Here is a 25263-nt window from a genome sequence, read left to right as displayed (position 1 = left end):
CGGCAAAATCATTAAGAGCACAAAAGTGATCATTTACAAGTGATACTAGTGATCAAAGCTTAATGAGAATAAGCGATCAAAGTTAATGCAATTGGGTGATCAAAGCTGGAGAGAATATGCAGCTGTTGCCTACCAGTTAGATTGGTCGACAGCAGAAGGTTATATTGAACATTACCAGTTAGAGATTACAGAAAACGGTCAATCAGTCATTGAAATAATGACCGCTCAGGATATAGCGCAGTTCTTTTCTACCCCTGGTGAACGCACATACCGAGTACAAGCCTGTAACCAATCTGGTTGTGGTCAATTTTCAGAAGCCGCGACAACCAATGTGCAGGCCGCAGCCACCGATGTTATTTATTTAGAAAACCCTAAAAACAATAATAACTTGCCTCAAAGCACAGATTTGAATTTCTACTTAAACTGGCATGTACCCGAGTCAAAGGATAGTTACTTATTAAAATATGCCTATCAAACTTTTGATGGGCAGTCTCATAATGTGGAGCTGAACTTAGGGTCAGAAGCCGAGTCTTTTCATGTTTTGCTACCTGAAGATGCACAAAATGGCCAAACCACCTTTTATCTCATGCCTATTGTTGATGGGGAACCGTTGTACTCGGCTAAAGTGATAGGACAGCTGCGGCGCCAACTTGCTGCTCCTACCATTACCGAATTTTCCTATAGTCAATCTAATGACACGCGATTTACTGTTAAATGGCAGCCAGTACCTTTGGCTGATACCTATAAAGTGGAAATGTTTTACCTTAGTGAGGCAGATGGCTCATTGATTAGTATCTCTTTTTCTAATACAGCAGACTTAACACGTAAATTTTCTCTCTCTTCACTTAGCATTTTCCCAAAGGCTGGGACCATATACGCACAGGTAAAAGCAGCCCGCAATAATAATCAGCTAGAAGGTTCAATAGGTAGTGACCCATATGTTCTATCTTGGCGAACTTCTGATACCGGTGGGTTTGCCCCGGAAATATCGATTAATAGTCCAGTTGATAACAATACTTATTCATTGTTAGAGCCAATCATTATTTCAGCGACTATTACTGACGATAGCGCAGTAAGTAAAGTCATCATGCAGGTACAAGGTAATCGCTTCGGCCCTAGAGTTAAGGATCAATTTACTCCAACGGACGATAACCTTTATCAATTCGATATCACCGATGCTTTAAGGGATGACAATATTGGCAGTTTTGATATCAAAATTATTGCGATAGATAATCATGGTAAAGAAATACATAAATCCATTAAGTTTACACGCAGTATTGACGCTATCCCTCGCCCCAAAATTACTGAAATTAAACGATTGGATGGGAACAACTTTCAAGTCTCTTGGAATGGTGAAAACAACGGCGCAACTTCAAACAACTTAATGCAAATAAACAGTGAAGGAAGGTGGTACACAATAACTCATAAAGTCTTAAATGCCCCAAGCTTTACTCGATTATTGACTAGAGGTGAGGAACTACAGGGTAGGAATAGGTTTTTTATAAAAAGTTGTTATGGCATCAATTGTGAGGTTAGAAAAGATAGTGATGAGTTTCAGTTAAAGGATTGGTCAAGCACCCAATCTATCATTCATATAAATACGGAGTTGCTGGGAATTGTTAAGGATTAAAATTTTAGAAAAAAATAAATTAATGAACAAGTAAAAATGACATAGATCGGTGTTTTAGTCATGCATGTTAAAACCCTAATATAAATTAACCAAAATGAATTACGAGAAGTTTAAAATGTTAAAGAATTTTCCTTTGTTATTTGCAGTTATAGCTTTAAACAGCTTTGCTGATTCAAATATCAGCTATTTAAGTATAAAAAATGATGCGGTTTATTTTTCCACCACCAATGCAAAACAACATACCATCCCCAGTTGCGGAGCAGGAGAAAATGCTAACCTGTGGGCCTTTTCTTTAGATGGTAATGTTGGACGAGCGCGTTATTCTATGTTGGTTACTGCTATTGCTAGTAAAACGCCTGTTTCAGTTAACCCTGCTAACTATTGTGAAGTAACAGGGGTTGAAGCACCAGAAGAGCTCAGTTTTGGCACTGAAGGTTTAACTCCAATCGATGGTAGTATTCATGCTTCTTGTGATGAAATTGTAAAAAATGACGCTAGTGCTCAAGATGGTGTTTACTCAATAAGACCTAACGGCGCAGGGGCGATTAATGTTCTTTGTGATATGGATGTTAGTGGCGGTTGGACATTGGTTATGAGAGGGCAGGAGGGGAGTAAAGTAAGCAACTGGTATAAAACAACAGCTGATATCCGTCTTGAAAATGGTTCAGCCCCTAATGAAGGTACGTTTAAATTTGCTGATACCACCATTAACTTACTAGTATCTTCTGCGTATCGGGTAACCACGGCAATGGGTCAACGTTATTTCAAGCCTACGTGCGTTTATAATCATACTTCTGTGGCCACAGGAGCCTGTAGGGTTTCGTATGGGAATATCAACTGGGGAGAACCGATAAACTATAATTATAATAATCATTACTCAGAAATAATAGCTATGGACTATGGTAGAGGATTAAGCGACACTTTCCATTTATATGATAGCCGGAACACTCAACATTTTGTGCGTTTTATTACGACTTCAACAGAAGAAACCCCGCGTAATAGCAATTGGCAAAATGCAATGTGGATGGTAGGTAATGCTTTTGTGAGTACCGTTGATGGTTATGGCGATGTGAATGGTCAATATATGCTTAATGCTGCACATTCATCATTTGAGCTTTGGGTGAAATAACCCATAATCCATTCAACTTCTCATTTTGGGATTTCAATAAATGATGATTTATCGCTATTTGGCTTTTTTTATAGCTTGTTTGTTTGGTAATGCTTACGCGTCTTCAATAGGTTGGTTAACTCCTATTACGGATCAGATTAACAAAGCCCATGTATTTAAGTTATCAGCCCCAGACTGCATAAATACACCAATTAAAGTGAACTATAAAGAAGATTTCACTATTAGCTGGTGCGAGGTTAGTCACTCGACCCATTATAAATTAATAGGGCTAAGCCAAGAGCCTATTATAATTGCTGCTCCAGAGACTAGTTATTCTGTGGGAGGTTTAACTCATGGTGAGTATGTTTTAAAAATACAATCTTGTAAAAGCCAAAACTGCTCAGAGAGTTCGCTATCTCATGCTTTGCAGGTACTGTCACCAATTGCCCCAGCCAAAATAACGAACATTTCCTTACCTGAGCAGTTTTGGGAAAAAGGCCGATATTTTTTTGATTTACAGCTAAGCACTGACAATTTATTGTTAACACACTTCCAAGTAGAAGCGCATCTAAATGGAGAGGTTAGTGTTACTAATTATGAAGTAGATGATCAATTCACACTAAACTCTTCAGCTACGTCCAATAGTTATAGGATAAGAGGCTGTATAGATGAAGTATGCGGTGAATATTCTGATCTTATTTCTTACCAAGTACAGTCTGCTTTAGAACAAGGTCTTGAAATAACGAATGTAGTTCAATGGGAAGGTGGTTACGCCAATATTGATGGTGTATTTGATTTACAGTGGCAGCAACAAACTAATGTTGACAGTTACGATATCATTTATGGCTTTAGTGACTTAGATACCGGCGAGTTGGTAGAGAAATCTATTAACAATTTACCAGGTAATGCATTCACTCATCGCGTTGTACTGCCAAAAGAGGTACGTAACGGCTTAGTGAGTTTTTATCTTATCCCTTATCGAGAAAATAATGCAATAAATTCACTCAAAGTTAATGGTTTAATAAAATTGCAGCTTGCTAGGCCTAGTATCAGTCATTTTTCGAATATTACAGGTAAGTGCGATACCACTGGCAACTGTGACCATTTTTTCAAGGTGAAATTCAAAAATATAAGTCAAGCTAGCCGATATCAAATTTTTGTTAGTTATTCAGCGGTAAAAAACGGCAATGAACAAAGATACCGAAGCATTTTGTATTATGATGCAGACCAATCATCGCCCAATTACCCATTACCAACAGAAGAAGGTGGTGAATTTGTTATTGAGTTTAACCTTAATCTTTTGGCGGATAAAAATGGTGCAACACCAATAACAGGTGCCGTACATGTTAAAGGCCAAGCCCTACGACCAGAAAGCTACCCCAGCGCTGTGCAGTTGCAAATAATGTCTAACTTAACAGCAACTAAAACACTTGCTTGGCGAAAAGGTAGCAACCAATTAGCGGTTAATGTTATATCACCGATACCTAGTACAGTCTTTTTACTTGACGACAATATAACAGCCAACGTTTTTGCTTGTGACAAGGGCGTTAGTGGTAGCTGTAACAGCAATGACAACGGTATAGGTATTGACTTTGTTGAATATACCTTACAAGGGCCAGGAGTTGACTTTTCTTACAAGGTAACTGATGCTGGTTTAGATTATTTTCAAAGCTTTAATGATTTATTTGTTCTTAGCAGTACCGCTAAGACAGGTCGCTATAACTTATTTATAAATGTAGTAAATACCAGTGGTCATAATATAACTAAGTTAATTACATTCACTCGCGAAGCGGGTAGCTATAGCAACCCTGTAATAAATAACATTACCGAAACTGCAAATAACAATGAATACCTTATTGATTGGGATGGCTATCAACATGCGGACGTTAAACGTCTTTATAGGCAAATTAATCCCAATTAGGTTAGCGTAGTCGATTATGACATTGAACCTGCTCAATTTACCGTGAATTCAAACAGTAATAATGAAGATTGGTATTATATTGAAACGTGCTTTGGTACTGGTTGTTATAACTCACAAGCCAATCATTGTGCTTATAATAGATATAATAAAGACTGTGAAGTCAGAAAAAGCGAACTGTTTTTACTCACTCCAACAAATCAGCCCGAGAAGCTTTTTATTAGCACGGAGTTACTTGGTACAGCAATTAAATAGTTTTTTACCACTTAATTACTTTTTTAAAGAAAGAAAGCTTCTTGTATAAAAGTAAATAAGTTGATAGTTTAGCCACCAAGTGTTTGAAAGTTACAAGTAAATTTTATGGATGTTGAAAGTCACAGGGAAAAAGGATGAAAGTATTTTTTAATATGAGTATTGCCTCAATAGTAAATGTGGCTTTTACAGCGCTCGATTTATCACCAATTCAGAACAAAGTACGAACAACTAATGCAAACCTCTCTTTTTCTCGAGCAAAGTCAGCTCTTTTTCGTATTAAGAAGCGCAATCTATTACTGGTGTTATTAATAGCACAATTTTGTTGTGTCAGTAATGCATCAGCCACAACAATTTCTCATGCCTTTTTAGGAACAAAGGCAGGTAATCATATTTATGAATACAGGGACTATTCCCTTATTAGGCAATATTTTGAAAAAGGGAATAAGTCAGTAGGTTTGTTTTGGCAGGGAAGTGGTGAGTATACCTTTAAAATTGAGAAACGTAATAATCAAGGACCTTGGCAGTCTTGCGGCGGGGGAGATGAAAGAAACTCATATTCTCAGGTTGTAGTAACTAACAACTATGGAAACCCATCAGACGAATATTTTCATGGAGGCTGTAATTATACTAGTAGTGAAGCAATTACCGAAATCAGGGTACGTCGCGGCAGTGGTGGTTGGTTTGTGGTGAAAGTCCCTCTAATTGCACCCTTTCTACCAGAAGAAAACAAGAGAGTTCAATCGACCGTCAATACTGAAGGAAATAGCATTTACATTAATTTAGTTCGTATGCTTGGCAATGATGGAGTCGAAATGCAAATTAAAACATCGGCAACGCCATGGCGGAACTTACCGGCTGAGCAACTTATTTATAATCCACCACAAAACCGTTTAGAGATTAAAGATATAACACCAGGTTTTTATGATATTCGTGTGCGCTCAACAAAAAATGGGCAAGTGAGTAACTGGGTAGGTGGTATTTATGCTAATGTGCCACTGGCTAAGCCTGCACCATTTGTATTAGAGTCAGTAATCTATGGTGGTTATAATGCCAATTGGCAAGCTACCTTTGGTGCGGTTGAGTATGAATATGATTATAACGAGTTAAAGAATAATTTTTGGCACACGGGTATTTACCCTACCACTACAGAAACATCAGTAAGCACACAAAATAGCATTGCAACAGGGCCTTATCAAATGCGTGTGCGGGCAATAACGGCTAATGGCAAAAGGTCAGAGTGGGCATACAGTAATGAAATTAATATCACTGAAAAGCCACTAACCCCTACACCACCTTATTTGAGCATAGGGCCTTATCAAACAGAAGATAAAGGTTTTATCTTGTCGACCGATAACTTTTCTAACCAAGTTGTGAATAAGTGGCGATACGAAGTACAAATAGACAATGGTGAGTGGCATTTTGTTCGTTTAACTGGAGGGGGTCAAGCGTATTTATTCTCGACAGCGCAAGTTAACGGTGTTCCCGTAGGAGTAAATGGTAAAATCAATAGCGGACTGTATCGATTTAGAGTTCGGACAGAGGCTTATCATTCACCAGAAAAATATCATTCAGCATGGACTTACAGCGACTACTACCCTCGAGGGGAGGAAGTAAGCCAAATATTACCACCGTCTGAGCTAAATACCTATATTGACGTTGATAATGTATATTTTCATTGGCCTAAAGTGGCGGATGCAGAGCAATATCAGGTGATAGTTACTGAGAGATATCCAGCGGTAGAAGTTTATAATGGCTCAACCTCTAATACTCAGATAAACACCGCTAATTTAGAGGATGGTAATTACTCGGTTAAAGTAAGAGTGATCGATGAGCAAGGAAAATATTCTCGCTTTTTAGGGCAAAATTTCACCATAGATGCTGTGCCTAATATAGTTAGTAATGTCACGACTCACTATAGTAATGCCGGCAGTAATAATCATCTCACCATTAATTGGCAATCAAGCGAAACAAACGTCCAGTACTACTTGGAATACCATTTTAATAATAGTTATTGGCAACCGTTTACCAACACAGCGAATATTGGTAGCCCATTTTTTCAGCCACTTACTGGCTCTTACCAATTTAGAATAAGAGTACGCTCTAACACAACCCGTAAGTTTTCTAACTGGGTGTTAGGGCCGCGTATTTCAGTTATTAATGATGAAAACAACTTGTCATCACCCTCCTTGATAAGCGCCAGCTATGAGCAAGACACAGCTACTCCCTATGTTAAAGTTAGTTGGCAAATAGATGATCCAGTAAGTAATGCTGGAGCAAGCTACGAGGTACAAAAGTATAACTTCAATAGCTCAAGCTGGCATGGCGTTGGCTCTACACAAGCAACTCATTTAAACGTTAATAATGTTGAGCCAGGGGGGTATTTATATCGAGTTAAGGCAAGAAAGAATAATTTTTCCACCCCTTTTGTTAATATGGCTAAACCTATCGAGCTTTTGCCCCAGTCAAATGATATTAGTGTGCCCCATAGCCTTGAAATAAAATGGTATCAGCGTAATTCAGCCTCAGATTTCATTCGGTTGGGCTGGCAATCGAATTCATCGAGAGGGCATTATTATATTGAACATAGGTTGAATGGTGGAGCCTGGCAAGAGTTTAATAATACGGCCAATTTTCACACCTTGTTATTTAATCCAGAAGTGGGTGGGTTTTACGAGTTTAGGGTTAAAACACAAGAAAGTGTTGGTGGCGTGCGCAGCTTCTCAGCTTGGTCAAAAATTGCTTCCTATAATTTGGTCATCAAACCTGAAGTACCTGTATTAAGCGCTGAAGAAATAAGTAACAGTCAAAAGAGCGTTCTATTATCTTGGTCTTCGGCTGACAATATTGATAGCTACAACCTTTACCAGTCGATTAATGGCGCAATATTTACGCCTATATCTGAGGGAATTTCAGGAGATGCAACGTCATTTGTAATTGATAGACCTGATAACGGAGAGTACCGTTTTAAAATAAAAGCCTGCAATACTGCAGGATGTAGTGAATCAGTGCCTGTTAACATAACAATAGTTACAAAAATAAAAGTTAAAACTGAACTACTTGGCACAGCGGTGGGTAGTCCCTATTGAATAAAAGTGAATTTTTAAAATCAATTTGATATCACATATCCTTGTGCTTATTTGACGAAAAATTTATATATTTCAATTGAATATACGGGTTGTAATAGCAAGCATAAATTGATAGATTACGGCACAAGTATTTTGAAGACTAGGGCTTGGTCTTCGCAGGACATATTTGCATTGTATATACAAGGAACAAGGGTGAAAGTAGTTTTTGATGTGCGCATAGCTTCGATTGCAAGCGTAATTTTTACCATACTCGGGTTTTTCACCGCTCGAAAATATTACCTAACAAACTGCTCTCTTGTTTCTTTTTTACACGCAAAAACTACTTTTTATAGTCTGAATAAGCTTAGGTTATTGCTAGTGTTATTAATTGCACAAAGTTGTTGTATAAGCAATGCATCGGCTAACACCGTTAACAGTGCTTTTCTAGGAACCCATGGTGTTGGTGGGAATCAGCATTTTGTATATAGGTATATGGACCACAACGTAGTTCGACAATATTTTGAAAAAGGAAATAAAGGAATAAGCCTCATCTGGCAAGGAAGCGGTGAATATAGCTTTGAGATTGAAAAACGTAACGGCCAAAACCCTTGGCAATCTTGTGGTAGCGGTGATGAAGGTAATTATAACAATCATTTTGAAGTCTCCAATAATTATGGTAATCCTCCTGATGAGTATTTTAACGGTGGCTGCCGTTATGGAATAGGCGAGGCCATTACTGAAGTAAGGATTCGCCGAGGTGGTGGTAGTTGGTTTGTGGTTAAGGTACCACTTATTGCGCCATTTTTACCTAGAAAAGACTTAATCGTACAATCTACCGTAAATGCCACAGGTAATATAACTTACGTTAACTTGAAGCGTATGTTTGGTACGGATGGTTTTGAGCTGCAATTCCATTCTGGAAATGGGAACTGGCAAAGTTTACCAGTCGAACAAATAACCCTTAATAAGAACCAAAATCGATTAGAAATAAAAGACTTGTTGCCCGAACAGTATTATTTACGTTTACGCTCTACTAGAAATGGTGCCTTTAGCAAATGGATAGACAAAAGTAACCGTTTTAAAATTTTAGCAAATATACCACTAGGCAAACCAACTAACGTTTTACTAGAACCAATAATTTACGCAGGTTACCAAGTAACATGGCAGCCTGTGTTTGGGGCAACCGAATACTTCTATGAATTAGCCCCTAAAAAAACAAGAGTTTACGAAAAAAATACGAGAAGTTATTCAGAGCCTTCAGTCACTGTATTAAACTCCCTTGGTATAAATTTAGATCGATACTGGATACGTGTGAGGGCACGCACGGCTGAGGGTACCTATTCAGAGTGGGGTTATAGTAAGGAAGTGATACTGAGACCACTGCCAGGATTACCAATACCTAAATCGCTAGTTGTCGAACCTCTTGAGTTAGTAGATAGTGGTTTTTTTCTAATTGCTGAATATAAAGGACCCGTTAATGGTCAAAATCCTGTAGAACAATACCGCTTTGAAATTCAAGTTAATAATGGAGATTGGTTTCCTGCATATTATGGTCGCAAAATATCATTACGATTATCATGGGATTCTCTGGTGGAAGGCTTAACGCTAGGTACTAATAATAAACTACATGATGGTTTGTATCGTTTTAGAGTGAGAACGGAGGGAAAATATGACCCTGAAGGTTACCATTCTGATTGGCAATTGAGTGAGTATTACCCTATTGGAAATAGCGTTAGCTCCGTTCCGTCACCTTCCGTCGTAAACACGCACCTTGATGCCAATAACCTTTATGTTTATTGGGATGCTGTGTCTAATGCTAAAGAGTATCAGGTAATAATTACCGACTTATATCGCAAAGAAATGGTTAACAAAATCACCTCAAACCTACAAATAGATGTCCGCGATTTACACGACAGTAATTACAAAGTTAAAGTAAGAACGATAGATGAACAAGGTAACTTCTCTCAGTTTAACGTCGTACCTTTTACTATTGATGCGGTGCCCAGTCCGGTAATCAATGTCACTACGCAATATTGGTCATCGGGTAGTAACCCGTTCATTTCTGTCAATTGGGACTCAACAGAAACCGATGTTCAGTATTACATAGAGTACCGCTATAACAGTGGTCAATGGCAAGAGCTTTCTAATACCGCAAATAAAAGTAATCCACTTTTTCAGCCACTAAGTGGTACTTATCTGTTTCGCGTAAGTGCGCGTTCAAATGATTCGCGCAAATTCTCTGGTTGGGTTAATGGGCCGCTCATCACTGTGGATAATAATAAAAACACACTGGCTATGCCTTCGGGTGTTTATGCTGCCCATATAGTTAACCCCAACAGTGAGCATATGCATGTAAACTGGACGTTAGCAAATTTAGGTGCAAATGCTGGGGCTACTTATGAAATACAAAAGCTGAACATTAACCTTAAAATTTGGGGGACAGTGAAGTTCAGCAGTAGCACGTCTGTTAATCTTTCGAATACAACCCCTGGAGCACATTACTATAGGGTAAGAGCGAGTAGAGATGGTATTCATACTCCTTACCAACACATGAGCAGACCGATACGGGTTCTACAACAGTCAAATGAAATCACTCCACCTCATTCACTGAAGGTTGTATCCTATACAGGCAATACTAAACATTTAAGCATTAGCTGGCAATCACCTTCAACTAATGGACATTTCTTTTTAGAAAAACGGCTAAATGGTGGACCATGGGAAGAGCTCACTAATACCGTTAACTTTAGTACAGTGATTTTTAATCCAAAAGAGGATACTTTTTATGAATTTAGAGTTAAAACCCGAGATACGTTGAATGGTGTACGATACTTTTCTGCTTGGTCTGACATTGTTTCTTATGACTTGGTAAGCATACCCCAAACGCCAATATTAACAGTTGAAAAGGTAAATAAATCTCAAGGAAATATTCAATTATCTTGGACGATGGCTGAGGACGTAAACTATTATCAATTATATCAATCAACTAGCTCAAGGTTTGTTCGCCAGCCAGAGAGTATTTCAGGCGATGTATCATCGCTTGTAATTGATAGACCTGTAAATGGAGAATATAGCTTTAGGCTTGATGCTTGCAATACTGCTGGTTGCAGTGAATCAGTGCCTGTTAGCGTCACTGTTAATAAGAATATAAATATTAAAACAGAACTGCTCGGTACAGTGTTAAATGCAAATAACTAATGGTTGTAGTAGAAGATGTTAAACAATGCCTGTTATTTTTAACTGCTTGTATACATTGTTTTTATTATTTAGTAGTCTATGCCGTTATATTGTCAAGAGCCACCCTCTGGTTGTTTGCTTGATATTAAAAGGAAAGTTACCTTAGGAAATGTGGATGTTTGAGTTATCTAGAACTGCGGTTATTTTTGGTTGTTGTACTGCGTTCTTTTTTACCACATTTTTTTCAACCCTTACCCATGCCAACGAACCTGTATTTAAACAAGAGTTAAGCCCCGATGCTGTTCGATGGAAAGACGCATTTGGTTCATCAATTGCTTATTATAACGACAGAATACTGGTTGGCGTGTCAAAAGAAATTAATAATCAGTATACAACCAGCGGAGGAGCTTATTTATATAAGAAAGCAAGTGACGGTGATTATATAAAAGAAGTCAGGTTTGAAGTGGATGGTGCTGATAATAATTCATTATTTGGTCAAAAAGTACTGTTATCAGATAATTTTGCTATTGTTTCTTCACCTCAGTACAGCGTTAATGGAATAAAATCAAAGGGTGTGGTCTTCATTTATAAGCGTTCAGCGGAAGATGAATGGCTATTACATCAGGAGCTATTGCCGTCTGAAGGACAATATTTTAATGAAGGTTTGTTTGGTATGACAATGGATATGTCAAATAATACCCTGCTTGTTGGGGGGTATCATTATTCAGGTGAATTCTCCGGAAATTATTATAGCTCTTCTGTGTATATGTATAAATTGGAAGGGGATCAGTGGATAGAAAAGAATATTTTCAAATCACCAGTAAATGATGTGGATTTTGGTTTTTCGGGCTTGGCTATCGATGGCAATAAAATGGCTATAGCAAGCACTCAAGTTGCAGCCTCTGGAAATATTCAAGGAGTTTATATTTATGATAATACAAACGGTGACTGGGTGTTAGAAGCGACTTTGGTGCCTGAACCATCGGAAAACCCTAAGCGATATGGTAATGCCATTGCGATTGATGGTAATACTATAGTAGTAACAGACCGAAGTAAAAGAAGAAGCGATTTAAAACCAAATTGGCATGCAGGAGCTGCTTACATTTACGAGCATAGTAATAATCAGTGGCAGCAAGTACATAAGATTTTCGAAGATAGCAACAGCTTTGAACATGTAGGCTTAACGGCTGCGCTCGAAAACAATAGCCTACTGTTAGGTAGTCCGAAAAGGGCTAGGCATTACAAGCGCGACTCATTTGGCGATTGGCAGAAGATGTTTGAAACCTTTTACGGAAATTCCCCCGTTACTTTTACCGACAGTGGCGGCATATTCGGTGCGTACCATTCGACGCAGTCAGGCAGTGCATACCCAAAACGCTCAGCAAAAGTCTATGAATTTGACATATCATCTTCTGAGTTAAAAATAGCCTTAACAACTCATGATATTCAGTTAGGTAAAATTGAATTAACTTGGATACCACCTAAAGGCGATGTGCAGTTTAAGTTGTACGAAACCATAGCAGGTGTAACACAAGAGCTTGCTATTGATTCGAGCAGTGGCTTAGTAACTTTATACCGACATCAAGTTGAGGCTCATGGCTTTTATTTAAAAGCCTGCAAAGCTGAAGTGTGTCATGAAAGCAAATCTAACACTATCACCATAGAGCCAGAAAATACTCTTGTTGGCCAAGTCTGGTTAAATAATGTTGTGCCTAATGGTCAGTTATATGCGTCAAGTGACAATCGCGCCTTTAATTTCGAGTTTTCACATGAACAGGAAGCCAGCTATCAACTAACGTATCAATACCAAAACTTAACTGGCGATACCATTACAGTCAATAAGCCTATTACACTAAACGAGTTACAATTTACTGAAACCATTTCAGATCAAGTCGCCAACGGTTTACTGACTTTTTATATCACCGTTAACAAATTTGACGGAACGAGCGAGCAGCATAAAGTCACAGGCCGTTCAGACAGAAAACTAGCAACACCTGAGTTACTTTCCGTTGTAAGTGATTTAAGCAATCATTATAAGTACACGGCATATTGGGATGCCGTACCACAAGCGGAATATTATAATTTCTTCATTGGCTACAATACGGCTAATGGTTATTTGTGGATGAAACAGTCATACGTTAATTGGGCTGACGGTCAGTATACCTTTGGCGTTCCAGGAGACGCTATTACAGGTGTTATTTCATTCAAAGTTGATGCAGGCATGAGATCGCCTGCAATACAATCTTCACCCATAAGGTATTCAAATATGAGTAACCAAATTGATGTGAATTGGGGAGATAAAAATAAAGGTGGAACACCACCCACTTTAACCATAGATTGGCCAATAATAAATTCCACTATCAGTATTGTGGAGCCTGTTATCTTACAAGCTACACCTTATGATGATGGTAGTGTAGATAGGGTGATTTTTAAACTTTCGGGGCCAGGCATATCGCCAAAAGATATTATTGTAAAAGAAGCCCCTTACGAAGCGGATTTTTCTAGGTACTTTAATGGCTCCCACATTGGAAAGTACTATATCAGAGCTACTGTATATGATAACTACGGTAAGTACACTGAAGTGACTCAGGGGTTTAGTCGCAGTATTGCCAGTTTGCCACCAATCTCTATTAACGCGATAGAAAAGCTCTCTGAAAATCAATACCAAATTACCTGGAGTGGTCAACAGCTCGCAGTATCTAGTCTACTAGTTAAAAGTCCAGAGAAACAATATGGATACTCTCCTAATAACCTAGGAGTCAAACAAAACCTTGATGACCAATTCATTTACAATGCGGCAGATAGCGACACTTGGTATTACTTACGAAACTGTTTTAGTGATAGTTGTAACCCTCGGCAATACAGTGAATTTTTTCAACTTAAAGACACCACTAAGCCGTTACACTTAATAAATATTGAAACTGAATTACTCGGTACCGCGTTAAAAATGAATACAAATAACTAAAGGCTAATGTACTGGAAAAATAGGTACGTTAATTTTATAAAATATTAACTGATTTTGAATTTACGCTATTAGTATTTTTAGGGCGTAAGTAACATTGTATAGGACGAAGAATTACACCATGGAACATATCAAAACCACTAGAAAGCGATGGAGAAATTGTTTGTTATTTACCATCGCAGCCTTATCACCACAAGCCTTCTCTGCAAATTATATTACTTCGTTAATTGTGGAGGGTGATATCGTATATTTCACAACAGAAGATGATAAAACAGAAATTGCAGGTTGTGTGACGTCACCTAATCCACAAAGATGGTCTGTGGAATCAGATGCCACTAAGGGCTTATATGATTTACTGTATGTAGCACAAAAAAGTAATCAGCCTATAGATATTACATCAGCCAATGATTGTTCTTTGGACTCGGTTACTGAACGTGCAAGTACAATTAACGTTAACTACAGCTACTCCGCAACACAAACAGCATCGATTGCCTCCAATTTAAATTTTGTTGCTCGCTCAACGGTAGAGGTAAGTGAAGGAGCGAGTTCACCTTCGGTTGTCTTTACACTAAATAATACAAGTACAGGTGTAGTTATTGCTAGTGAGCAACCTGCGACTGTCGAAAATGGTTATTATCTTCATGATTTTGGTGCATTGGCTGTAGGTAGTTACAGCTTAGCAATTAAAGCGACGAGTGGTGATGACGAAAGTGAAGAAAACATTCCTTTTCATGTCGTTTATGTTGCAGCGGAGGAGAATCCCGTCATTTATACATTCGAAAATAATCTATACGTGAAACTCTTAGGCCGTTTGGGAGGGAAATACTTGAAAATTAGTCTAAATGAAACCACTGGACATTGGGTTGTTACTGAAATATTTCCAACGCCATCTGAATGGGATAATTACACGCTTACAGAAAGTGATTACGATATCGAGTTTATTGGTGATGAGTTACACGATTTTAAAATGACAAATAGCAGCACCTCAACAGAAGTCGTTTTTAATCAAACTGAAACAGGCTACAGCCATGAGACACCTAATTTACAGAGAAAAATTATTTTTATCCATACGGATTCATTAGGATCGCCCGTAGCAGAAACAAACGAACAAGGAGAGTTACAATGATAAGTATGTATAGAGTCGATCGTACTCCTTTTTTACTTTTATGTTTAGGAATAATACTAATCATAAGCATGTTTTATAGCATTAAGGTACTTGCAGAAGACGGTACTGATGGAGGGTTTGATACAAGCTTTAAGGTTGATTTGAACCAGGCAATAAGGGAAATTGACAGTGTTGAAAACTTTGAAGGGAGTATAAACCTTCAAAATGGACAATTTTATAAAACGCAAGTAGATATTGAACTACCAGGTAATTCATTGTTACCAGTGACCATTTCTCGCACTTATTCTAGTGCCTCCCGTCAAAGGCGGTTCGAAGCACGTGATTTTGGTGATTGGGTTTTAGATACACCAAAAATCACAGCCAAGGCAAAGATGAGCAATGGCACTATTGCAAATAGTTGGGGAGATGGCACCGAATGTTCCTCCTATGGTAATGAAGCTACTAAGCATTTTACATATCCAGCGGGTGAGTTTTGGCCTGACAACGACGTTAGTGAAACGAATACAACATTAGATTTTTCAAGCTTTTGGCAAGGAGATACTCTATCGATCCCAAATGTGATAGATGCCACTATCTTAGTAAAAGATGGCAACTCAAGGTTTATAAAGCCAGACTGGAAGATTGAATGTTTTAACCGAACGTCAGGTGGCTTTATCGGTGATAACTTATCTGGAGAAGGCTTTACAGTGACCTCACCGAAAGGGGTGGTTTATACCTTTAGTCAGTTACGCATAATACGCTCTCTAAATTATGGCGCAGTTCAGGGTGATTCATTACCAGAAATATTTGAAGGTGGCCCAATTTGGAGTGATTGGTTATCTCATGATGTAATATTAGAAATGCTGGTGACTCGTGTGGAAGACCGATTTGGCAATAATGTTGTCTACTCTTATTCTGCAGATGGTGATTTGGAGAGTATTAAGGGTAGTGATGGAAGACTGATTGAACTAACTTACGTGACAGAACAGCGTCAACGAGCCTTAGCTGCGGGACATATCCAATTATTTAACTCAGGAGACTTATTAGTAGATAATCCTTTAGCTAATGTTGTTTATGATTACTACGCTCCTTACTCTACACGTTTTTCTAAAATAAAAACGGTAACAGCCAATAATCGAATCTGGACTTATGATTATGAAACCGTTGGTGATATTACGTCTGCAATACCGGGTCAACTGCACACTATCCCAAGTGGCGGTCACTATGATCGACTGACAAAAGTGACACAGCCCGATAACAGGTTTTGGAAATATAACTTATCTCTGGACATGTACGCATTGCCTAATGCCAGTGCTGTTGGTCTTTCTGGCAGTGAAGCAAACGATTGTTCATATAAAGAACGTTATAATTCAGATGATATATATGATGCTAGTAGTTTAGCTAGCTACCTTAATGGTGATGCAAGTAGTTGGTCTAACTCTTATTTAAATGATGGTAAAGCGGAATATAGCTATATTATTTCACCTGCTGGAGTAAAAGTTGCGTTTTTGTACGATACAAAGCTGATGGGAAGAGCGGAAGTGCCACAATCATGGAGTTTATATCGTCAATACCCTAACGCGGTTAATCCTAATTATGGAGGAGAAAGGTTGACTGGTTTTGACGCTACATTAGGAAATTTCTCCCAAACCTTGATAGTTGGTCAACCCATCTCTCCTCGATGTAGTTTGGTTAAGGCTATTACTCATAAGATTATTTCGATGCCTAATCAATCCAATTTAATCTGGAAATACAAATATTCACAAAACTGGGGAAAGTTTGCTAACTTATCTTCTCCATTTATGAATGGTTATGGGTACAATATTGCAGATGAAATGAAACTCGCTGGGGATACTCCGTCTAACATTGATGATGTAATGTATAAAAGCACTGCGGTTATAGCACCTGACGGTAGCAAGCAAAAACATTATTACAATCGTAGACATGATGAAGCTCTTGAAGGTAAGGTATTTGCAACTGAGTTTTTTGATATCGACGGGGTAACGAAGTTAAAAGAAGTGCAATATTCTTACATTACCCGTAATAAGCTTGGTGGTTTACCTCTCGGCTTTGGAGAGTGGCCATCTGGAGAGGGGGGAAGCCCGGTTGCTCCAAACTCAAAACCGCAAAAGTATGAAGTTTTTAATAACAGTATAAAAACGTTACTTTATGATGCTAACAAAGTTGCTGACACATATACTCAAACGTTTAGTGATTTTAATACTTATGGTATACCAAAAGTAATTCACGAGAATAATGGCTTTAACAGTAAAGCGCGTTATATCAAAAATTTTTATTACCATGATACTGAAAATTGGTTAATTAGCCTGCCTAGTTATACTCAAGTATCTAGTGACGGTGTTGATTATACTGAAACCTCTAGGACTAAGTATCATAGTGCTACAAGCGGTTATAAATCTTTGCCATACGAAGAAAGTGTTTTTGGGGGATGGGGTCAACGTTATACCGAATACCATGATGATGGCAACGTTAAAAAAATTGAATACAATGAAAAGTTAACCTTTGGAGATACGAGTAAAAATCGCTATCAAATCTTTGAAAGTTATAAAAGAGGAATACCGCAAACAGTTAAGGTACCAAAGCGCTTAGGAGCAGGTGAAATGAAGGCGACTCGTGTTGTTGATGATAACGGTTGGCTCACTTCTATTACCGACTTTAATAACGCTACAACGGGATATGCTTATGATGTCAATGGCCGTCTCGCATCAATAAAGTCACCTGCTGTTGATGAAGATGATATAGCCTGGCTTGATACGGTTTTTACTTGGACATATGACGGTGGTACCGGAGCTAATCAACCCGTTAGAAAAGAAGAGCGCTGTACGCTTAATTCCGCGACTAGCACATGTAGTGGCGCGGTAGCTTTTACGACTACCACAACTTATGATGGTCTTTTAAGACCAGTGTTAGTGAAAACATCTGACGGCACGAATACGGTATATCAAAATGCTACGTATAATGCAGATAATCAATTAACTTTTCAGTCATATCCTTCTAGAGAAGAGGATGAAACTAAAGGCGTTAGTTATAGCTATGATGCTTTACAGCGCTCGAAAACTATAGCAAAAAGTAGCGGTGGAACTGTTACCTATGATTATTTGGCTGGGAATAAAATTGAAGTTACTGACGCAGGAAAGAATATTAATAATGTACAACACTCTACCACCACAACCTATTTAGCCTATGGCTCACCCAGTTATGAGCAAGCAATTAAAATAGTATCTCCAGAAAGTGTGACGACTGATATTGTTATTGATATTTTTGGTAATACAGCTTCAATTAAGCAATCAGGGTTGCATGATGGTTCAGCTATAAGCCAGACTGAATATCGCGCATACGATGCGCAACAACGTTTATGCCAAATTAAGCGTAGTGATGTTGGTACAACAGTTATCAATCGAAACACACTAGGTGAAATTCAATGGCAAGCACAAGGACAAACGGCGTCAAGTAATACAGTATGTAATGCAACTGCAACCACAGCAGACAAAGTGAGTTTTACCTACGATAACCTAGGAAGCCAACGTGCTATTAGTTATGGTGATAATACGCCTACACGTACCTTTACATACGATGGTAATGGCGCTATCACTGATATTGCCGCAACAGGGTATGCTCAGCATTATAATTATAATGCATTAGGTTTGCTTGAAGATGAATCACTGACTATAGATGGAAAAATACTAACGTTAGATTATGCTTATACTCCGCTAGGGCATTTATCATCATTAACTTATCCTGACGGCCTTGCTCCTGTCAATTTTGAAACCAATGCTTTTGGTCAGCCCAGAAAGGCCATTCGAACTTATGAAGATGGAAGCACAGATATTTTTGTAAAAGGTGGTAACAACAAGGCTAATTACTACCCTAATGGCGTGATTGATAGTTTTACTTATGGCAATAATGTTGAGCATAAAACTGAAGTCAATGACCGAGGTATGCCGACTAAAATTTCCGATAAACTTGGTGCTGCAGATAGAGTTAACCTAAATTATACCTATGATAATAACAGTAACATTACATCAATTTATAATACGCAAGATGAAGGTAATTATAGCTTATGTGACTTAACTTATGATGGACTTGACCGCTTAGTATCTACTTCGGGTGGTACTTATAGCGGTAGCAAATGTACAAATGGTGCTTCAGGCATTGGTAGTAGTAACATTACTTATGATGGTTTGGGCAATATTCGCACTTATAAAAATACCAGTCTGTTTAAGCCTAGTGATCTAACCTACGACTATGCTGCCAGCAACCGCTTAAAAGACGTTAAAGTTACCGGCACAACCGAGCTGGTGCGTAATTTCTCTACAACAAGCAGTTACGATGCCCGTGGTAATGTTAAAAGTAACGGTAACAGCGAAGGCATCAATACCTTCAACTATAACCTTGCCAATCAAATGACCAATGCGGGTGGCAACAGCTATGTTTATGACGGTTATAACCGCCGGGTGAAAACTAAAGACAGCAAAGGGACTAGCTATAGTATGTATAGCCAGTCAGGAAAGCTGTTATACCGTGAAACACCACGAGGCGGAATAAACTATATTTTCTTAGGTAGTAAGCTTGTTGCCAAAGAAGGGACAGGGGTTGTTCCATCAGGCGATAGTATCATGAACTACAAACCTTTTGGTGATAGTATAGAAGAGTCAAAAGATGATATTGGATACACTGGGCATAAGTTTGATACTGATTTAGGATTAAGCTATATGCAGGCACGATACTATGATCCAGTTATCGGGCGTTTTTATTCGAATGATCCTGCGGGCTTCTCAAACGTTCACAACTTTAACCGTTATGCTTATGCAAATAATAATCCTTATAAATATGTAGACCCTGATGGCAGAAATGCTGTCACTAAATTTATTAAGCAGACTTATCATCATAATGGAAATGTTATTGAAGCAGCATTTGATGTAGCAGGTGATGTTGTTACAGTATTTGCTCCAAGCTCAACTCCTATGGATCGAATCGAATCGGCAATATCTTTAGTTTCACCTGTTGATTTGAGTGATATCAAAGCAGCGAAAAACGGCTTAGCTGCATTAGGTAGAAAATTTGGTGGTCGTAAAGGAAATATTGATACAAGGGCACAAAACCAAGCTATAGGTGATAATATAACTGCTAAAGGAGGAAATACTACGGCAGGATTTGGCGGTAAAGAATCGCATTTCCCTAGTAGTGGACCTGGTAATAAAGGAGGTCGCTTTTCTGATGGTAGTGCTGTCGATGCAAATAACAATGGATTCCAAGTTCAAACTGTTGATACAAAAGCAAATGGTACGATGACTAATCGAGAGTCAACAGCAGCAAAAGTTATTGCAGAACGTTCAAACCAACCTGTAGTTTGTATTTCAAAAACGTCATGTTAAAAGTATAGAGAGATTAAAGTAATGAGTGGTTCAACAATTAATTTATATTTATCAAAAGATGATTTAAGTGATCTTTGTAGTGCTTTAGGAAAGGTTGGCCCACATAACTTTACTGAAGTAACTAGTAAGTTGAATGAGCAGAATTGTCAGTTTACCCAGCCACTAGGTCTTTCGGGATTTTTAGTTACTTACGATAAGCCAAACCAACTTTCTCGTTTTTTACTATCTGAGGAGTCTCTATCGTTAAATTCTAGAGAGATTAAAATGAAAGATGGCTCTGGTGTAAAAACTATAATAGATCAAAATTACAATCCTGACACGATTGAAATTTTACTTGGCGGAGAAGCCGCCCCAAAAGTTATAGTTGCCACTACGTTAAGAACTACTGGCGAAACTAAAGTAGCAAAAGAATTATTTAAACTTTATAAGAAGACTATAACTAAACTTTCAAAGAAAGTCGGTACTGGAAATTATGTACTTCCAGATGCACTTGAAAAAATGAGATCAGGATGGAGACTTGCTTCTGCATTAGACACTCATCCATCATTAGATTTGAAAGAGTAAAGTTAGGTAATCAATTTAAATCAAAAGCCCCTTGCGGGGCTTTATTTTTGGCTGCTTTTGAAGCCAAAGGGATTGAAATAAACCATCGAAATTTGACCGAGTATGGGGCTTTATTGTGAATAATTTTTGTCAAAGCCTTTTCAAGGCATAATCTTATTTTTGTCGTAACTCTTAAAATGTTTATATTTTGAAATATCTAGTATTTACATTAATTAACTGAGGATAATAATTTGATTAAAAAATTTTTACAGCAATTCACTACTCCAAGCCAAACAACTGAAGTCGAAGCTTATCATCATGTCTGGAAAAAAGAGCTTGAAGAGCAAAAAACAAGGTATGTTTATTATGGAACTGAAGAGTCTGAGGCTATAAAGCTTCTTCGGGACAACGAACAGTCTAATCCCGCACCTTTTTCAAATCGAACATTAATTGAATATCACAATTTTGATGCTAGAGGCTACGAAAGCCCTGTAGATTTTAAAAAGTATAAAGGTGGCAACTACACCACGTACCAAGCTGATGTGCCTGTTTTACAGATAATCGGAGCAGGAACAACAAATAACCTAAACAATTATCACCCCGGATTGAGCTACCAAGACATTCTGTTTAAATGTCTGCATGGTGGTGGTCTTAATATAGATTCCCTCAAATTTTTATCGAGTAATTTATGCAAGAGTAATCAAGTACCCCATAAACGAATTAATAATGATAGAAAAACACGATCAGAGGGCGAGTTGACTCTGAATAGGTTTGGTGACTACTTTATTTCATCTCATGGTCATCAAAGAACGATAATGGCAATGTATTGGATCTGGCAGCAAGAGGGAGCCAATGGAATGCTCAAAAATGTCAAAGTTACAGAGTGGTTTCCTAATTACGAAAAGTGTTAAGTAATGTAGCGATCCTAAGTCCCCCCTGCGGGGCTTTTGTTGTTTGGCATCAAAGGGCTTTATTTTTGGCTGCTTTTGAAGCCAAAGGGACTGAAATTAGCCACTCTCCTACGGATGTTATAGTCGCAGGAGAATGACTTTTGTTGCTTTTCACCTATTGCTAAATCAGAATCTTTGATTTTATTGTAAGCGTCAGATAAACCACACCTAACATTAACGACTGCTAACCATTATGCTTTCTCCCTATTCAAAATAGGAGAAAGTAAAATGAACATCAATACCCAAAAGAAATGGTTAGCTACTACATCGGATGCCGCTTTGATAATTAGAGACAAAAAATTATTTTTAAACAAACTAAAATCAGCTTTACGAGAAACACTTCCTAACTGGCAATTTCTGGAAAGAAACGTTTATTACTACGACCCTTATGATGATGCTTTGGAAGATAAAGACAAAGAGTTCTGGAAACATTTTGCTTATGCGTACCAAAAAGAGCACAGATGTGTATTAAGACCAAAATACCGATTAAATAAGCCATTACATCCAATTTATGTTGAGTTGGGATCTCTAGAAGATATTTCTGAAATGGTTATTACATAATCAGATTTTCTTTTTTTGCGTTTGGTTTTACCGTCTAGTGAAAATAGTCGTTTGGTGCCAAATTGAGTTGGTTGATCATCTCAGGGCTAAAACCGTTTCGAAGTAACTCGAAATCATCAAAGTCAATGATAGCCCTGCGGCCTTTGCCGAGGACTTGATAAAGGCTACCTGTAGCGGTTGTAATTAGTGAGGAATTAAAATTCATTATCTGTGAAGTGCTAACATAATCGCCAGTAGCGAATCGGCAAGTCATGTCATCAATAACGGTGCCATATAAAACCTCACCGATCAGTTGCTCGTTATCTAAAACAGAGACAATAATCCAATCTTTTACAACCGTATTCATGGCATCATCCCCAACCAAACAATAAGCATTTATATTAAAAGTTAGCGCGGAATATTGCCAAGATTTTTAAGAAATATAATGGGTAAAATTCAATACAAATTGGTCTTTCACTATAGCATCTGCTAAATTCAGCATTGCACATTGCAAACATAAGCAACTTATTAATATTACGTAAATTAATTGATTTTATTAACGTGAAATTAAAGCTGTTTCATTGTGGTGCCACTCTTGTTTCAGTCAAAAAGTTTGAGGTATGTCAGTCTTAAATATTTAAGTGCCAAATGGATGCGAATTTACAGCTGACTTTCTTATCTTTGCTTACCTTCTTGCTGGCAACTTCTCAGAGGAAGGCTGGCACATTCAAAAAAGCATAGAGGCAAAAAAATTTTGGTTTGGTGGTGGTTATGACAGGCATTTACATCAGTATTTTCCAGTGGTTTTGACTTAATATTACTTCGGCCAATATGATAACTTTACCCGAACAGCGAAATTTACAGCCTTAATAATATGAAACATTGAGCACGCTCAACTCAGCGAAAGTGGTGCACTACACATCAGAGCATTCATCTGTACCAAAAAGTTGATATTTAAATACAACAAACTCAGTTAGATAGTGACACTTAACTTTAAGTTGCAAGTGGTTGTTTAATCCAAGAGTTAATTGCTCGAAAAGTTCGAGTGGGAATATTCTATTTCGGAGTGAAATTGCCGTGGGGTATGCGGTATACTGAGAATACTTTTAATATGTGCTAATTTACAATTGTGAGTAATAACATTTCAAGTCAATCGTCAAAAGTCATCATGAAAGCTTTTATTTCTGCCTCTTGTTATCATCAGCAAATTGAGAATGGCTTTTATTCTAACTCTCCCCAACAACAGCGCCAACTTTTATTGCTGAGCGCACTTCGTGCCTTATCTTCAATTGCTGGTGGCGACAGAAAATTTATGCAGCATTGGATGGTGACGCATAACAATTCCCTGAAGGGAGAGCCACTTCAATTAATAGCAACACCTGACGGTTTAGGGAAAGTTGAAAAATACTTAGTAGCGATGAAAAATAAAACATAGCATTTACTGCGCTTTATCTAATGTTTGGTCATATTAATAATACTTTTTCATTAAGTCATGTCATTTGGTGCTTCAATGTCACCGAACTTAATATATTGAGTCTCATGCCCATTTATTATCCGGTTAACATAATTTATACGCAGAACATATGTTATAAGTACATACTAACCCATAAACACTTATGAGATGGTCTTTTTATGACGGCTTTATCTTGACAATAAAAATTAGTCTGATACTTTTGTTAGTGGTGCGTATCTATTTTATAAGGTTGTTAACAGGCTTGTTTCTACTGTCTCAATAACAGAAATTGAAATGCATGTAAGGTAGAAAACTCAAGACTCAGAAAATCATCCATTAATCTTCATGATATGAAAATAAGGTCTACACTTTTTAGCCTATTAAATACAAGTAGTGATGTTCATGCACAGAGAATAGCGATAGCTTTTTATTGTTGTTAAGAGAGTGAGAAGGAAATGGACAACCATCGATAATATAGATTATTCACAGCTTGAAAAACTCCTCCAACAACACAGTAATTTGTTAATTGTCGACATAGAAACAACATGCACAGAAGATGGCTCTATTGCGAGTAATGAATTAGAGATTATTGAAATAGGTGCGTTATTGGTTTGCACAAAGCAGTTACAGGTTGTTGATGAATTTCAGTTCTTAATAAAATCTGTACAACATCCTAAATCAACCGTTTTTTGCAGAGAATTGAGCAAGTTGATGTTGATGCAGCCCATGAGTTTACAATTGTTTTTAACTCATTTTTGGATTGGCTTAATCAATATGATGATTATCTGTTTTGTTCGTGAGGCGCATATGACAGTGTGCAGTTGGCATTAGATTGTACGTTTCACCATGTTGCGCCATTGAACATTCCTTTAAAGTTGGATTTGAAAAAGGCCTTTTCTAAAACGCAAAAGGTAAAGCCTCGACTGGAATGAGGCGTGCGATGAATTTGGCTGGGTTAGTCATTGAAGGAAAAGCACACCGGGCTTTAGATGATGCAAAGAATATTATTTCCGGTGCCAATGCATTGCCTGATTGGGATGAACTACGGTTAGCAAAATACCTTGCGTGGTTAGATGCAGTGGCACTCAAGTGTAGTGAGGTATCCAAGCCTTTGTATGATTTTTATATAGATATTCGAGTACAGCATGAAACGAAATAAGAAAA

15 protein-coding genes are annotated in these 25263 nt (G+C 37.8%); 14 read left to right on the top strand and 1 reads right to left on the bottom strand.

Going from position 1 to position 25263, the window contains the following annotated elements:
* Positions 1-85 precede the first annotated feature (85 nt).
* The 11 genes from ACE1OF_RS14260 (at position 86) to ACE1OF_RS14210 (ending at position 22667) form a co-directional block, all read left to right on the top strand.
* Complete coding sequence (locus ACE1OF_RS14260; protein ID WP_448895313.1) at positions 86-1630, top strand: Ig-like domain-containing protein; 1545 nt, start codon at positions 86-88, stop codon at positions 1628-1630.
* A gap of 115 nt (positions 1631-1745) precedes the next feature.
* Positions 1746-2759: a fibrinogen-like YCDxxxxGGGW domain-containing protein gene (locus tag ACE1OF_RS14255; RefSeq protein WP_448895312.1), complete on the top strand. Its 1014-nt coding sequence runs from the start codon at positions 1746-1748 to the stop codon at positions 2757-2759.
* Positions 2760-2799: 40 nt separating this feature from the next.
* A complete protein-coding gene (locus tag ACE1OF_RS14250; protein ID WP_448895311.1) occupies positions 2800-4659 on the top strand; it encodes a hypothetical protein in 1860 nt (619 codons plus the stop codon).
* 386 nt (positions 4660-5045) lie between these two features.
* Entirely contained in the window at positions 5046-7997 is a 2952-nt protein-coding gene (locus ACE1OF_RS14245; protein ID WP_448895310.1) for a chitinase N-terminal domain-containing protein, read from the top strand.
* 357 nt (positions 7998-8354) lie between these two features.
* Positions 8355-11171 carry a hypothetical protein gene (locus ACE1OF_RS14240; protein ID WP_448895309.1) on the top strand — a complete coding sequence of 939 codons (2817 nt, stop codon included), beginning with the start codon at positions 8355-8357 and terminating at the stop codon, positions 11169-11171.
* A 154-nt stretch (positions 11172-11325) separates the two neighbouring features.
* Complete coding sequence (locus ACE1OF_RS14235) at positions 11326-14115, top strand: hypothetical protein (protein WP_448895308.1); 2790 nt, start codon at positions 11326-11328, stop codon at positions 14113-14115.
* Between the two features lie 118 nt (positions 14116-14233).
* Positions 14234-15238: a hypothetical protein gene (locus ACE1OF_RS14230; protein WP_448895307.1), complete on the top strand. Its 1005-nt coding sequence runs from the start codon at positions 14234-14236 to the stop codon at positions 15236-15238.
* Positions 15235-20613, top strand: a complete 5379-nt coding sequence (locus ACE1OF_RS14225) for an RHS repeat-associated core domain-containing protein (RefSeq protein WP_448895306.1) — start codon at positions 15235-15237, stop codon at positions 20611-20613. Before ACE1OF_RS14230 ends, ACE1OF_RS14225 begins: the two co-directional genes overlap by 4 nt.
* Before the next feature lie 21 nt (positions 20614-20634).
* The gene (locus tag ACE1OF_RS14220) at positions 20635-21177 is read left to right on the top strand and encodes a hypothetical protein (protein ID WP_448895305.1); all 543 of its coding nucleotides are present in this window, start codon (positions 20635-20637) and stop codon (positions 21175-21177) included.
* Positions 21178-21407: 230 nt separating this feature from the next.
* The gene (locus ACE1OF_RS14215; RefSeq protein WP_448895304.1) at positions 21408-22067 is read left to right on the top strand and encodes a hypothetical protein; all 660 of its coding nucleotides are present in this window, start codon (positions 21408-21410) and stop codon (positions 22065-22067) included.
* Between the two features lie 267 nt (positions 22068-22334).
* Positions 22335-22667 (top strand): hypothetical protein, encoded by a 333-nt coding sequence (locus tag ACE1OF_RS14210; protein WP_448895303.1) that lies wholly within the window; start codon positions 22335-22337, stop codon positions 22665-22667.
* A gap of 34 nt (positions 22668-22701) precedes the next feature.
* Here the strand turns inward: ACE1OF_RS14210 and ACE1OF_RS14205 are convergent, their stop codons facing one another.
* Positions 22702-23013, bottom strand: a complete 312-nt coding sequence (locus tag ACE1OF_RS14205; protein ID WP_448895302.1) for a DUF6957 family protein — start codon at positions 23011-23013, stop codon at positions 22702-22704.
* Positions 23014-23775: 762 nt separating this feature from the next.
* Here ACE1OF_RS14205 and ACE1OF_RS14200 point away from each other — a divergent pair.
* The 3 genes from ACE1OF_RS14200 (at position 23776) to ACE1OF_RS14190 (ending at position 25258) form a co-directional block, all read left to right on the top strand.
* Positions 23776-24081 carry an antitoxin Xre/MbcA/ParS toxin-binding domain-containing protein gene (locus ACE1OF_RS14200; protein ID WP_448895301.1) on the top strand — a complete coding sequence of 102 codons (306 nt, stop codon included), beginning with the start codon at positions 23776-23778 and terminating at the stop codon, positions 24079-24081.
* Between the two features lie 462 nt (positions 24082-24543).
* Positions 24544-24930, top strand: coding sequence for an exonuclease domain-containing protein (locus ACE1OF_RS14195; RefSeq protein ID WP_448895300.1), 387 nt, complete (start codon positions 24544-24546; stop codon positions 24928-24930).
* 97 nt (positions 24931-25027) lie between these two features.
* Entirely contained in the window at positions 25028-25258 is a 231-nt protein-coding gene (locus ACE1OF_RS14190) for a hypothetical protein (protein WP_448895299.1), read from the top strand.
* Positions 25259-25263: the final 5 nt, after the last annotated feature.

It is taken from the genome of Colwellia sp. E150_009, from assembly GCF_053543955.1.
Note: the sequence above shows the minus strand (reverse complement) of the source record. Positions and strands in the feature narration are given on the sequence as shown.

What these genes read in the sequence shown, in the direction of transcription:
- ACE1OF_RS14255 (WP_448895312.1), top strand. Translation starts at nt 1,746, where the DNA reads ATGTTAAAGAATTTTCCTTTGTTATTTGCAGTTATAGCTTTAAACAGC.
- ACE1OF_RS14250 (WP_448895311.1), top strand. Translation starts at nt 2,800, where the DNA reads ATGATGATTTATCGCTATTTGGCTTTTTTTATAGCTTGTTTGTTTGGT.
- ACE1OF_RS14190 (WP_448895299.1), top strand. Translation starts at nt 25,028, where the DNA reads ATGAGGCGTGCGATGAATTTGGCTGGGTTAGTCATTGAAGGAAAAGCA.
- ACE1OF_RS14235 (WP_448895308.1), top strand. Translation starts at nt 11,326, where the DNA reads ATGTTTGAGTTATCTAGAACTGCGGTTATTTTTGGTTGTTGTACTGCG.
- ACE1OF_RS14225 (WP_448895306.1), top strand. Translation starts at nt 15,235, where the DNA reads ATGATAAGTATGTATAGAGTCGATCGTACTCCTTTTTTACTTTTATGT.
- ACE1OF_RS14205 (WP_448895302.1), bottom strand. Translation starts at nt 23,013, where the DNA reads ATGAATACGGTTGTAAAAGATTGGATTATTGTCTCTGTTTTAGATAAC.
- ACE1OF_RS14230 (WP_448895307.1), top strand. Translation starts at nt 14,234, where the DNA reads ATGGAACATATCAAAACCACTAGAAAGCGATGGAGAAATTGTTTGTTA.
- ACE1OF_RS14260 (WP_448895313.1), top strand. Translation starts at nt 86, where the DNA reads ATGCAATTGGGTGATCAAAGCTGGAGAGAATATGCAGCTGTTGCCTAC.
- ACE1OF_RS14210 (WP_448895303.1), top strand. Translation starts at nt 22,335, where the DNA reads ATGAACATCAATACCCAAAAGAAATGGTTAGCTACTACATCGGATGCC.
- ACE1OF_RS14245 (WP_448895310.1), top strand. Translation starts at nt 5,046, where the DNA reads ATGAAAGTATTTTTTAATATGAGTATTGCCTCAATAGTAAATGTGGCT.
- ACE1OF_RS14220 (WP_448895305.1), top strand. Translation starts at nt 20,635, where the DNA reads ATGAGTGGTTCAACAATTAATTTATATTTATCAAAAGATGATTTAAGT.